The sequence below is a fragment of the Shimia sp. genome (assembly GCF_049116215.1).
In the GTDB taxonomy this organism is placed as follows: Bacteria; Pseudomonadota; Alphaproteobacteria; order Rhodobacterales; family Rhodobacteraceae; genus Shimia.
Genome location: NZ_JAGDZB010000004.1, coordinates 14,456 through 27,190 on the forward strand (window position 1 = coordinate 14,456; position 12,735 = coordinate 27,190).

Sequence of the window (12,735 nt, forward strand, 5' to 3'; positions counted from 1 at the left end):
TGAACTTGGCGCCAAGATATAGGCCGGAGAAGGATAGTTTTGACAATACCGCAGAATTGCTGATGTCCCAGCTCAAGTGACGATACCCAAAGCTCAGGCTCCAATCGTTAATTCGATAGTCAAATGATAGGTTTGCCTGCCATGTCAGGTCGCTTTGACCTGCGCCAACATCACCGTAGTAGGTTACGGCCCAACGGTCAGAACGTCTCCGACGTTCCGCGTAAGCCAATGATTGCGTCCCAGTTGCGCAGGGTGTCATTGGCGCGCTGTGATCCGCCGCCAACGGCAATGTTCGCAGAGGTATCCAGTATCGCATGCCTCAAACCGACAAAACCATTTAAATTTAGGTTGCCGGTTAGGGAAAAGTCTCGACCCGTTCCGAATGTAAAGGCCGCGCCCTTGACGTTTGCGTCTGCAGTGACTGGGATACCTGGGCCAACGGCCGCATTCCTCCCTTCTGAAAGGTTTAGATAGAGCGCGTCGCCAAACAGCGCCACTGGACGTTTTCGCGCTTCAATGGCGCCCACGAGTGTAAAGTCGAGTTTGTCAACAACATCGGCAAAACTCATTTCGACGTTCTCGCCGGTTGATGTGTTGTCGCCCAAAGCCGACCCCAAAGATAGACGAAGGCACGATAGTTCCTTTCAGCCGTTTGATCTGCCCAAACAGGAGTTGCAGAGACCATCAAAGCGACGGCAACGCTGATCATAGGGTTCTTCTGCATTTCTTACCCCGGGATTTGGCTGGCCTCGACGAAACGATCGCAGCGCTCTTACATTGCAATTTGGGACCGGTGGTTTGAAATCTGGCGGTGTCAAACCGTACATTTCAAAGGGATGTTCAGATCGAGAATTGGTACCTGTTCCATTTGTGTTGCTGTGAGTTATTCAATTTGCACCTGCGGCAAACACAGTTCGCGTCAACCGCAGGCACTTTCTGGCAGATCCCGCCGATAGATCGCACATTGGCTTGGAGCCAAGGTGAGCGCGCGGAAGAAGGTTACTGCCAGCTATCAAAAACTTCGCGGGCAAGTTGGCTCTCGGGGCGGAGATTTTCGATGCCGCTGTAAGGAACGTCCGTGCCTAAAGGCAAATGCGGATGCTTCTTGATAGTGATCATGTGACGCTTGATCATGTCCTGGAAAGACGCACCTGACCAAAGAGCCATTCCGATCTGTGGGTGCTCTTCCCGTGGGTCGCGAACAACATTGTAGACATCGGCCGCAGCACCCGGCAATCCTGGAGGCGGTAGGTGCATTTTGTAGTCTTGTTTCACGACGGAACGCAGGACCGGACCTTCATATACATAAACATAGTCGCGACGTCCGTTTCCTTCACCTTCAAGAAGCAATGCGGTTTGATCAATACCGTCAATTACGCGATCCCGGGGAATGAAGTCTGTTGCGCCCGCAAGTCTTGCAAACGTGGTAAATAGGTCAGAAACGTGAAAGATATCTCCGGCTGCGCTGCCTGCCTCAATCGCTCCCGGCCAGCGAATGAAGGCATCGGTGCGTACACCGCCTTCGAGATGCTGTGTCTTGCCACCCCGATAAATCAACTCCATGAAACCTGACTGAGCCGGCGTGTAGTAGTTGAAGATGCCATTGTCGGCCATCAGTGCCACCACAGTGTTTTCAGCAATGCCCAATTTGTCGATTTCGTCAAAAACTTCACCCAACCATCCGTCGAGAAACTCGAGCTTTTCAGCCATATACCCACCATTTCGGGAAGTCTGCTGTTCTTGATCGTAAACGAAGTTCAATGGGTACAATGGCCAGTACTGCAAAAAGAACGGCTCGTCTTTGGCGGCCAGTTCGTTCAGCTTTTCAAGCGTTTGATCCTGATAGCGCACGTTCATTTCGTGATACTTCGCTTGGGTCCAAACCTCACCGGCTTTCATGTGCACCTCGCGCGCCATTCCGCCAGCTTCGGCTTCCAGGCCGGTCACAAGCCCATAGGGTTTGAACCGCTGATCGATAGCAAATGGGTTTGTAGCTGCGGATGGATCGAGGCTAACCATGTTGTTGGCCTCCATTGCTTCACGCGTCATGAGCGACAGCTGCACTTGTTGATGCGTTGGAAAAGCAGCCCAGTCAAAGCCTTGGTTGTGTGGAAACGACTGTTCGATGTCGCCCTGGTGCCACTTGCCAACGTGCGCGGTGTTGTACCCAACATCTTTAAGAATTTCGGCGATTGTCACTTCTTCCTCGGCCAGACCTTCTCCAACGAGCGCGACCTTCACTTCTTCCACACCTGCCCGCACGGGATGCCGTCCAGTCAGCATTGCGGTCCGCGTCGGTGTACAAGATGGTTCGGTATACATGCGCATCAGGGACATGCCTTCTTCGGCAAATTCGTTGATGCGCGGGGTGCTAATGCCCGTCACATAGTTCAGCGTTCTGTTTCCCAACAACCCAAAGCTCACGTCATCGATCAGGATATACACAATGTTGGGTGGTTTGCCTCCGTTGGCTTCCCTGATTTCCTCGAGGCGCGCGTCAACTTCATCGTCCTGAGCATCCCATTGTTCACCGAATTGTGCGCGCAGAAAATTGTACTCCCCGTCTTGAATGATCGGGGATTCTTGTGCTGTGGCGAGAGAGCCTGACAGTATCGCGGGCAATGCCCATGCTATTCGCATCATTTTGTATCCTTTTCATGTTTGTGCGGCTTTTGAGAGATGCATTTTGATTTCGGCTTCTAGGGAGCGTTGCGTCTCAAGTAAGTCCGACCGGAATTGACGGTTGGTTTCGTTTGATGCCCGCCTTGAGTTCCGGAGTGTCTCAGAAATCGTCAGGTAATCTTCGATCAGTTCATCGAACAAAGGATCTTGCGCGCGAAATTTTGCGACAAGCTGCGGACAAATGCCAAACAACTGCTCTAAGACTTGCTCGGAATGCAAAATATTGGAACGCTCTAAATCCATCTCGCCACTTTTGCAGCGCGACACTAGCATTTGAACGTTTCAAGGCGCATGCTACGGTTTCATACGCATAGAGATTTCAGGATTCTAAAGCACTTAATGGCAATTGAGAACCGCGCTTCAGGGCGAAATTTTGAAACAGACGAAAGGTCAGGCATTAGCGCCCAGAGCGTGGGCGAGGCGTTTAGTAGGATTTCAACTTCGCAAACCTTTTCCGGTTCTGATCGGTTGATAGGGTTCCTGGAATACGTTGTAAAAGAAGAGATGGCAGATCGAGGTGCGTTGGTTCGAGCCAAGACCATAGCGATGGATTTCTATGGGTATGACACGACCGAAATAGAAAAGCGCGAGAGCGTCGTACGAGTAGACGCAGGGCGTTTACGTAGAAAACTGGACGAATACTATTCCGAAGAAGGCGCCGGAGAGAGCTTGCGCTTTCAGCTCCCCAAAGGGCAGTACCGGCCCGTCTTTGAGATCGCCGCGGCAGATGTCAATTTAGACACCGAAGTGCATCAAGTTGGGCGCGCAACACGCAGGTCATCGATGATTTGGAGCGTTTCGGGAATTGTCATTTTGCTCGTTTTTTCCGGCTTCGTGTATTTTGGCTCCGAATGGGGGCGATCCACAACCACGGTGACAGTGTCTGCCAGTGCTGACGAACAAAGAAAGGTGCTGTTCGATACGTCTCCAGAACGACTGCAAGCCATCAACTTGGCCAAACAGGGACGCGGCATCATTTTCCCGGCGACCGATATGAAAAGACTGATTGCAGCTGAATTGATTTTTGAGTCTGTGGTCAATTTGGATCCAGCTTATTCGGGCGGGTACGCTGGTTTGGCGCAGGTGTCCGGATTGATGGCGGTGATCGTTGCGGACCCAGTCCAATCTGCCGCAATGCTTGATGCTGCAAAATTGAACTCGGACAAAGCGCTAGCGTTGCAGCCCGACTCCGCGTGGGCAATTTCAGCTCACGCTTGGACAAAATTTGCCTCGGGGAGCTACGACAAAGCTTTGATGTGGTCACGTCGAGCCAGAGAGTTGGCCCCTGATGATCTGAATATTTTGGAATTCGATGCTCTCATTTCACTTTACAGTGGAGAATTTAGAGAAGTTGTCGACGTCACATCCAAATTGGTTGGAAGATCACAAGAAAAAGCGCCATTTGTTTTCCAGAACGCGAGATCAGCGGCTTTCTTCCATCAAGGAAATTATCGGCAGGCAATTGAGGGATTTGAAGAGGCCATTGCGAGTGGAGCTCCCCTTGGGCCGATCACCGTGGCGTATCTTATGGCAGGACATCATTTTCTTGGAGAAGATCAGCAAGCATCTGAGTTAGTCCAAAAATACACTCAGTCCTGGCCTGACCAACGAGTGGATTTGCTATCCGACAAGCTGTTTCGCGACCCAGAGGATGCCGCGAAGCTCTTGAAAGGCATGGAAGGAGCGGGGTGGTCGCCGAACCAAAATAACAGCGCTGTGAACTCGGAGTAGCGTTTCATGTTTCTTGGGAAGGCGCTCCAGATCAGAAAACGCTAAGAGTCATTCTGTGCGTATGCTTCAATGGCCGCTTTAGGAGAGTCGTAATGCCGTGCCTTCGCATTCGGTCAATGCCAGCTATCGGCCGATAGCCATCAAATGCGGCATTTTAATTCCGTTCGACATCGGCGGTTGCGTACTCCCGCAACCAACGATGCTTGCGAAACCGCCTCAGCCACATCGGCTACGGCGGTTTTTGCGTTCTCAACAGTCGCTAAAGCCAAAATACCTGCAAGATCGCCATGTGGATCAATGTCATATCCTTCCGCCGACGGCGTCAGAACCACATGGTCGATCAGAGCGCGCAGCGCCTCCGCAGCTTCGCCACGCACATCGGGCTTATTGAGAGCGTCGGCAAGGTTGCTGACCTTTGAGTGATAGATACCTGACATGTTCGAATGCAGGGTAGGTTGGGACGCTGGCGCCGCGTTCAAGTCACTGTCCAATTGGGCTTTCCTCGCTTCCAACTTAGCCATCTTATCCTTGACTGTGAATGCTGGTGCGCCGTCTATGAGTGCCTGAACCAGACGTTCCAGCGCGAGACTTGTCTTGGCGAGTTCGGTTTCCTTGGATGCGCGAGACGATTGAGACGAGGCACGCAACCGATTGGTCTCTGCGATGAACTCTTTGCAAAAGAGGAGAAGACTGGTGAAGATTGTAGCGGTTGCATGGATTGGCAGATTCCGGCGTTTCTAAGGATCGCGCCTAAGCTTCGCCATACTCAAAAGTTGCACTAGCCAATGTGTTTAGTTCAGTAAGAAAATTGTACTGTCTCGTTTGGGGGGAGGTTTTGTGGCAGCGATGGTCGTTTAATTGCCGTTGGGTGTCTTCAAGACAACCCTCAGTAATTCAGGTCTCGAGCAGAATCGTTAAATTAAATCTGTCCAAGTTTTGACATCCTATACCTTGCAACCAAGTCAGTCTTCTTGAAACAAAACGCTGCTCAGCCGAGTGGCCGCATCATGCAAAATGTGTTTCCGTTCCACGGCTTCTTTCAGAGACATCCTTTGAGCTGGGCCGTGATAGGCTAAAGCTGCAAAGTAACGGCTGGCTGGATCCAGAACCGGAACGGCGATCGCAACCATGCCGTCTAAGAATTCTTCCTGGTCTAGAGAGTACCCTTGCTTCCTGATGGTGGCGAGTTGATCCAAGAGCTTTTGCGGATCGACAAGTGTGTGTCGGGTCATCGCTTTGAGGTTAAGCGAGGCGACTAAAGTCTTACGCTTTTGGGGCGCAAGGCTTGCCAGAAATGTTTTGCCACTTGCCGTGCAATGAAAGGGGACGCTGGACCCAATTGGCAGCTGAATTCGGAACGGCCAATCGGTCTCAACGCGATCCAGATAGTTCATCCCGGAGTTTCCGGGAACAGCGTAATTCACTGTCTCGCCAATCTGTCGTGCCACGTCAGTGAGGATTTGATGCCGCGCGACGTGGTCTCTTGAGTTGTGCAGCAAACCTGACCCCAAGTCTCTCAGGCGACGGGCCACCTGATAACTCTTCGACTTGCCGGGGCGTGTCAGAAACCCGTTTTCCTCAAGAGTCACGCAAAGCCTGTGAACCGTTTGTTTTGGAAGTCCAAGCTGCTCATTGATCTGGGTCGCCGTCATCGGATGATCGCTTTTCCCCAAAACCTCCAAGATCAGGAGTGTGCGCAGATTGGTTGGAATCCGGTCAGTCGGCGACATGAAAGCCTCTTCAAAAAACAATAGTGCATTTTCCGCGAATCATTGTAGCGTCAATATTTGTGAAAAACGAGATCAAAAGTCTCAATTTTTGAGTTTTGAGGTGAAATGGAGTTCGACTTCGTAATCGTTGGAGCTGGGTCTGCAGGCTGTGCGTTGGCGAACCGCTTGTCAGCGGACGGACGATACTCTGTTGCTTTGATCGAAGCGGGGCCTGCGGATCGGAACCCATGGATCCACATTCCGGTTGGATATTTCCGAACAATGGGCAATCCGAAGTCTGACTGGATGTATGTCACTGAACCGGACGACGGCATTTCTGGCCGGGCCATTTCATGGCCCAGAGGCCGGGTTCTTGGAGGGTCGAGCTCCATCAACGGGTTGCTCTATGTGCGGGGCCAACCGCAGGACTACGACCATTGGGCGCAACTGGGGTGCCTCGGGTGGTCTTGGGAAGATGTGCTACCGCTGTTCAAACGGGCCGAAACCTGGCACGGCGTAGATGAGAGCGGTGTACGAGGGGCGGAAGGTCCGCTTTCGGTACAAGAGTCGCGATTGACTCGTACAGTGGTGGATGTGTGGCTCGATGCGGCTGAGGCGGCGGGCTTCAAGCGTACGGCCGACTACAATGGCGAGGATCAAGAAGGGGTTGGATACTTCCAACTGACCATGAAAGGCGGTCGCCGATGTTCTGCCGCAGTTGCGTATCTGAATCCGATCAAAGACCGAAAAAACCTCACCATTCTTACAAATGCGCAGGCGGAAAAGGTCCTGATTGAACAACAGAGGGCCACAGGGGTTCGTGTTAAACGCCATGGTTCCATGAAAAGCGTGCGGGCACGCAAAGAGGTGATCCTGAGCGCCGGCGCGATTGGATCCCCTCAGATTTTGATGTTGTCTGGCGTAGGCGACCCTGACGAATTGTCCCCACTCGGCATAGAAACGCGCGCCGCGCTTACGGGCGTTGGAAAAAACTTGCAGGACCACCTGCAGGCGCGGCCTGTCTTCAAAACCAATCTCAGCACGATCAACACAGAAGCCAATAGCCTCTTCAAGCAGGGCCTGATGGCGCTTCAATATGCGCTGACACAACGTGGCCCTATGACGATGGCAGCCAGCCTTGGAGCGGGGTTTTTAAAGACTGAGGACCATCTAGAGACCCCAGACATACAGTTCCACATTCAGCCCTGGAGTGCGGACAAACCTGCGGATGGCCCTCATAAGTTCTCCGCTTTCACGGCCTCGGTTCTTCAATTGCGCCCCGAAAGCGCGGGCCACCTTTCTTTACGTTCCTCAAAAATGGAAGATCACCCGGAGATTCATCCGAACTACCTGGCCACGGATCTGGACTGCAAGACGATTGTGAAGGGCATTCAGATTGCGAGGAAAATCTCGCAAACAGCCCCTCTCAAATCCCACGTATCAGAAGAACATGCGCCAGGTCCCGGAGTGGCTCTAGATGATGAGCAAGCGACACTTGATTGGGCACGGCGAACATCGGTCACGATCTATCATCCCACGGGAACCTGCAGAATGGGCAACGATGATCGTGCCGTTGTGGATCCGCGTTTGCGGGTGAGAGGGATCGACGGGCTGCGCGTCGCCGATGCGTCGATCATGCCTCAGATCGTGAGTGGGAACACCAATGCGCCTTGCATCATGATTGGAGAGAAAGCCGCAGACCTTGTGCTGGAGGATGCAAAATGACGCCAGGCACAGCAATCAGGTTGCCGCTTTCGCGCGTGAAACATGGGTCATCAGAATGGCCCCAAAAACTCCGGGGCACCGCCTTCAGCCCTGCGATAAATCAGAAAAATACAGAGGGCTTTTTTCAAGGGAGGACTAGAAATGTTCAAACTTAAGCAGGTAGCAGCCAGTGCCGCTGCGCTGGCGCTCATGGCGTCAGCCGCAATGGCGGAAAAGGTGCTACGTATTCAATCAGTGCTGCCAAACACCGCTGACGAAGTTCATATGCTGAACGAATTTGGAAAGGACGTCGCAGCGTTGACAAATGGCTCGTTGACGATCGAAGTTTTGCCTGCGGGCGCGGTTGTTGGGCCACGCGACATTATGGATGCAGTTGACGCGGGCCTCGTCGAAGGAGGCTTTGCTTGGACCCACTATTGGGGCGGCAAACACGTTGCAGCAAACCTGTTTGGCGCGCCGGTGGCGGGTGCAGGTGTTGGCTTGGACAACATAGCGTTTCTCAGTTGGTTCCAATACGGCGGCGGCAAAGAGCTCTACGATCAGCTCTGGGTCGAAATGGGTGTGAACGTCAAAGGCTTCATGCTGCAGCCAGTTGGTCCAGAAGCTTTGGGTTGGTTCCCAAAACCCATCGAGTCCATGGATGACTTCCGCCAAATGCGGTTCCGTGCCCCTCCGGGGATGGTTGGCGCAGCCTACGCCGACATTGGTGTTCCCGCGGTTGCTATGGGCGGCGGAGATATCCTGCCAGCGCTGGAAAAGGGTACCATCGACGCAGCCGAATGGTGCTGCCCGAAGCCCGACAGCGTGTTTGGTTTCCAGAAAGTCTTGAAGCACTACTACTTGCAGGGTCTGCACCAGGTCACTGTGAACGCAGACATGTATGTGAACCTCGACTTCTATAACAGCTTGAGTGACACCGAGAAAAAGGCGCTGGAAGTTGCCGCGAACGCCTCTCTGTCCAAATCGTTATCATACCGGATCTATGAGAACGGCAAGGCCCTTAAGGACCTGACCGAGAACCATGGCGTGATTTTGGAAGACACTCCGGCTGATTACTTCACCGAGTACATGGCCGCAGCCAAGAATGCCCTTCAGGCCGCCGCGGACGAAAATGAGTTCTTTGCTGAAGTTTGGCAGTCCCAAAAGGATTTCGCAGACATCGCGGTTCCCTTCTGGGCTGGCGCTCAAACGTCAAACGCGGGGCTCGGCAGAGCGCATGCCGCAACGTTGAAGTGACTTAGAAACGTGCGGGGCCAAGCTGGCCCCGCGCTTCAGTTTTGATGAGGACATGCGTCCTTTTCAAAACTGAAGACCTAATAAATGGGCGCTGAACGGGACAAGGGAGACAATGGCATGGCTGCAGAGGAGGTGAACCCTGATGAGCTCGAAATTGCTGACGAACTGATTGCAGAAAGGCGTGCTGAAGCTCCTGGCGAAACGCCGGAAGATATGACGTCCTGGCAACGCCCAATCACTGCCGCTATTGACCGCATCAATTACCGCGCCGGCCAGATCATCGCCTTGATGATGGTGCCGTTGATCGCGGTTGTTGTGTACGAAGTTTTTATGCGGAATTCCTTTTCAATCCTGCAAAACGCTGGGTTTGAGGATCTGGCTCGTTCATTGGGTCTTGGGCCGACGCTTTGGGTTTATGACACCAGTCGTATGATTGCAGGCATGCTTTTTATGGCTGCGGCAGGATATGGTTTGATGCGCGGTGTCCATATTCGTGCGGATTTTCTTTATCGCAATTGGACGGACAAAACCCAGGCGACAGTCGACGCGACGCTGTATCTGTTGTTCTTCATCCCGTCGATGATCTTCTTCACAATTGTTGCGTCTCAGTTTTGGTGGCTTGCGTTTTCCAAAGGCGAGACGATGCAAATCGACAGCGCTTGGGGACCGCTTTTATGGCCCGCGCGGACGGCAATGCCTGTGGGGGCTTTCCTGCTGCTCCTGCAAGGTATTCCTGAGATATTTCGAGCCTTTCACAAAATGGGCAAAGACCGAGAGCGCTGGTTTGTTCGCTTGTTGCCACTCTATTTGATTGGCTTGATCTGGCTTGTCCTTGCTGTGTTTTTGCCAGACACGGTGCCGGGCGGTGAGTGGTTTACGGATGTGATGAAGGCACGGCCAGGACTCTCCAAACCCACAATCGGTTTGATCATGCTTGGCGCGATGCTGTTTGTGATCTTCATCGGGTTTCCGATTTCCTTCACCCTTATTTTTCTGGGATTTGTGTTTGGGATTTGGGGGTCGAATTTCAAGCTGACCACGCTGTTGCTAACCCTTAATACCAACTCGACCATGCTAAATGATCAGCTAATGGCGGTTCCGTTGTTTGTCTTGATGGGCATCGTCATGGAGGCCGCTGGATTGATGGAGCGATTGTTCGCTTCGATCCAAATGATCATGGCGCGGGTGCGGGGTGCACTTTTTATCGCTGTGCTGATCGTGTCTACGATTTTTGCAGCTGCTACGGGGATCGTCGGCGCCTCTGTTACCTTGCTTGGCATTATGGCCGGGGCGACAATGAGCCGCTCGGGGTACAACGTACAACTTGCGGCGGGGACGATCACTGCAGGGGGAACCCTCGGCATTCTCATTCCGCCATCAATCATGTTGATCGTGATGGGCCCGGTTTTGGAAGTCTCCACGCTCGACTTGTTCCGCGGCGCTTTTATTCCTGGCGCGATATTGGCGTCACTATATCTGATCTACACTTTGGGACGTTGCTGGCTGAACCCTGAGCTGGGGCCGGTATTGCCAGAGGAAGATCAGCCGGACACATCCAAGTTCTACGGCGCCGAAGTGGCGCTTATCTGCCTTGGCATCCTAACTGTCTGCCGCGTTTTCGGGCTGAGCCTGGGAGGTGCCTTTGGAGCTGTCATGCCGTTTGGAGGCCTGATCGTTTTGGCCTTCGCGGTGGCCGTGGCTCATGCTGCATACAGGCGTCTCAATGTCTTGCGAATGGTTCTGCCAATCGCTGTGCTGTTCCATTTCTACATGATCGTAGCCAACATGGGTGACGATGGCGGTTTGCCAATTGGGTCCACCACCTTTGCCGTCTTTACGCTTCTTTTGGCATTCCTTGCGAGGCCGATTTACAGCGCCGAGGCTGACGGTGGCTTCTACTTCTCGGAACTTTGGGATGAGTTTTTTGCAGGCTTGATGCCTCCGACGATATTGATTTCTTTTGCGTTGGGCTCGATCCTTTTAGGGTTGGCAACGCCTGCCGAAGCAGCGGCCATGGGCGCTTTCGGGGCCATTCTCCTTTCGTTGGCCTATCGCAAGTTCACCATCCCGAGTTTCTTTGACAGCTTGGTCAAGGCCTTAGAGATCACGGTGTTGATCATGTTCCTCGTGGCAGCCTCGAATTTCTTTGGTGCACAGTTCAGTGCACTTGGAACACCAAAGATGATGACCGAGCTCCTGCTCGGTTTGGACATGTCGCCTTACCTGATCCTCCTCCTTGTGATGGCCTTGATCTTCTTGTTGGGCTGGCCGTTGGAGTGGGTTCCTATTGTTTTGATCGTAGTCCCAATTTTGCTGCCCACCGTTCAGGCATTGGATGTCTACGGCTTGGAGCGTTACGACTTGATGGTCTGGTTCGGCATTCTGGTCGCCGTGAACCTTCAAACCGCTTGGCTGTCACCACCCGTAGCCCTTTCGGCCTACTTCCTAAAGGGCGTGGTGCCCAACTGGGACCTCAAGGACATCTACCTTGGCATGATGCAGTTCATGCTCGTGCAGCTCTTTGGCCTGATCCTTCTGTTCATCTTCCCGCAGCTTGTGCTTTGGCTGCCGGCCTTTATGTCAGGAAACTAACGAATGAGTACACCACGTAGTTCTTTGTCTTATTTGAAATGGCCTTTGATCACGACCGTGATTGGTCTTGGACTCAGCGGATGGTTGGGTTGGGCGACAGAGGGGAATTGGGGAGGAGTCGTTTCGTTTCTCCTTGTAGGGACCGTGCTTGCCGCACTCGAAATCGCCTTGTCCTTTGACAACGCGATCGTGAATGCAAACAAGCTGGTGGAGATGACGCCTGTTTGGCAGCGGCGCTTCCTGACATGGGGCATTTTGATTGCCGTGTTCGGAATGCGGATTGTGTTTCCACTGGCGATTGTCGCGATCTTTGCCTGGATTAACCCCTTTGCGGCCATGCATCTCGCGCTGTCTGATCCTGACGAGTATTCCAGAATAATCGGCCATGCACATGGTCCTATATCGGCCTTTGGCGGTACCTTCCTAATGATGGTGGCCCTGAAGTTCTTCATAGACGAAGACAAGTCGGTTGATTGGTTAGTTGCTTTAGAAAGACGTCTGCGGCTTTGGGGGTCGATCCGCGGTTTCGAGATTGCTTTCGTGCTTCTCGTTGTCGTGGTGATTTCCCGCTCTCTACCGGTTCAAGAGTTGGCGCCATTCCTTTCTGCTGCGGTTATGGGCTTGCTTGTTTTTACTCTGGTAGATGGCCTCGGTACCTATCTCGACAACATTGCAGGCAAAACGACAGAGATCGGTGCCAAGGGGGGACTGGGTGCGTTCCTGTACCTTGAAGTGCTTGACGCGAGCTTCTCTTTCGATGGCGTGATTGGCGCCTTTGCGCTGACGACAAACATCCTGCTCATTGCAATTGGACTGGGTATTGGCGCCATGTACGTGCGCTCGATGACAATTATGCTAGTCGAACGCGGCACCTTGGCGGAGTTTCGATATCTAGAACACGGCGCGTTCTATTCGATCTTTGCGTTGTCTATCGTGATGTTTTTGCAGTCGATCGTGCACGTGCATGAACTGATAACTGGCGGCATCGGCATCGCGCTTATCAGCTTGGCCTTCTTCGCTTCCATTCTTCACAACAAGCGCGAAGCTTGAGTTTCCTCTC

10 protein-coding genes are annotated in these 12,735 nt (G+C 52.9%); 5 read left to right on the forward strand and 5 right to left on the reverse strand.

Annotated elements, in window-relative coordinates:
• Positions 1–197: 197 nt before the first annotated feature.
• The 3 genes from JXR15_RS13520 to JXR15_RS13530 all read right to left on the reverse strand — a co-directional run bounded on the left by JXR15_RS13520 (position 198) and on the right by JXR15_RS13530 (position 2,925).
• Positions 198–605 (reverse strand): hypothetical protein, encoded by a 408-nt coding sequence (locus JXR15_RS13520; protein WP_422053744.1) that lies wholly within the window; start codon positions 603–605, stop codon positions 198–200.
• 394 nt (positions 606–999) lie between these two features.
• Positions 1,000–2,643 (reverse strand): sulfatase-like hydrolase/transferase, encoded by a 1,644-nt coding sequence (locus JXR15_RS13525; RefSeq protein ID WP_422053745.1) that lies wholly within the window; start codon positions 2,641–2,643, stop codon positions 1,000–1,002.
• Positions 2,644–2,655: 12 nt separating this feature from the next.
• Positions 2,656–2,925 (reverse strand): hypothetical protein, encoded by a 270-nt coding sequence (locus tag JXR15_RS13530; RefSeq protein ID WP_422053746.1) that lies wholly within the window; start codon positions 2,923–2,925, stop codon positions 2,656–2,658.
• A gap of 96 nt (positions 2,926–3,021) precedes the next feature.
• Between JXR15_RS13530 and JXR15_RS13535 the strand changes: the two genes are divergently transcribed.
• Positions 3,022–4,413, forward strand: coding sequence for a tetratricopeptide repeat protein (locus JXR15_RS13535; RefSeq protein ID WP_422053747.1), 1,392 nt, complete (start codon positions 3,022–3,024; stop codon positions 4,411–4,413).
• Between the two features lie 140 nt (positions 4,414–4,553).
• Here the strand turns inward: JXR15_RS13535 and JXR15_RS13540 are convergent, their stop codons facing one another.
• Complete coding sequence (locus tag JXR15_RS13540; RefSeq protein WP_422053748.1) at positions 4,554–5,060, reverse strand: hypothetical protein; 507 nt, start codon at positions 5,058–5,060, stop codon at positions 4,554–4,556.
• Positions 5,061–5,375: 315 nt separating this feature from the next.
• Positions 5,376–6,143 (reverse strand): IclR family transcriptional regulator, encoded by a 768-nt coding sequence (locus JXR15_RS13545; protein WP_422053749.1) that lies wholly within the window; start codon positions 6,141–6,143, stop codon positions 5,376–5,378.
• A 105-nt stretch (positions 6,144–6,248) separates the two neighbouring features.
• Between JXR15_RS13545 and JXR15_RS13550 the strand changes: the two genes are divergently transcribed.
• From JXR15_RS13550 to JXR15_RS13565, 4 genes are all read left to right on the forward strand, one after another.
• Positions 6,249–7,847, forward strand: a complete 1,599-nt coding sequence (locus tag JXR15_RS13550) for a GMC family oxidoreductase (RefSeq protein ID WP_422053750.1) — start codon at positions 6,249–6,251, stop codon at positions 7,845–7,847.
• Positions 7,848–7,988: 141 nt separating this feature from the next.
• A complete protein-coding gene (locus JXR15_RS13555) occupies positions 7,989–9,083 on the forward strand; it encodes a TRAP transporter substrate-binding protein (RefSeq protein ID WP_294114083.1) in 1,095 nt (364 codons plus the stop codon).
• A gap of 117 nt (positions 9,084–9,200) precedes the next feature.
• On the forward strand, positions 9,201–11,675 hold the full coding sequence (locus tag JXR15_RS13560) for a TRAP transporter large permease subunit (protein WP_422053751.1): 2,475 nt from the start codon (positions 9,201–9,203) through the stop codon (positions 11,673–11,675).
• Positions 11,676–11,678: 3 nt separating this feature from the next.
• Positions 11,679–12,725 (forward strand): DUF475 domain-containing protein, encoded by a 1,047-nt coding sequence (locus JXR15_RS13565; protein WP_422053752.1) that lies wholly within the window; start codon positions 11,679–11,681, stop codon positions 12,723–12,725.
• Positions 12,726–12,735 lie beyond the last annotated feature (10 nt).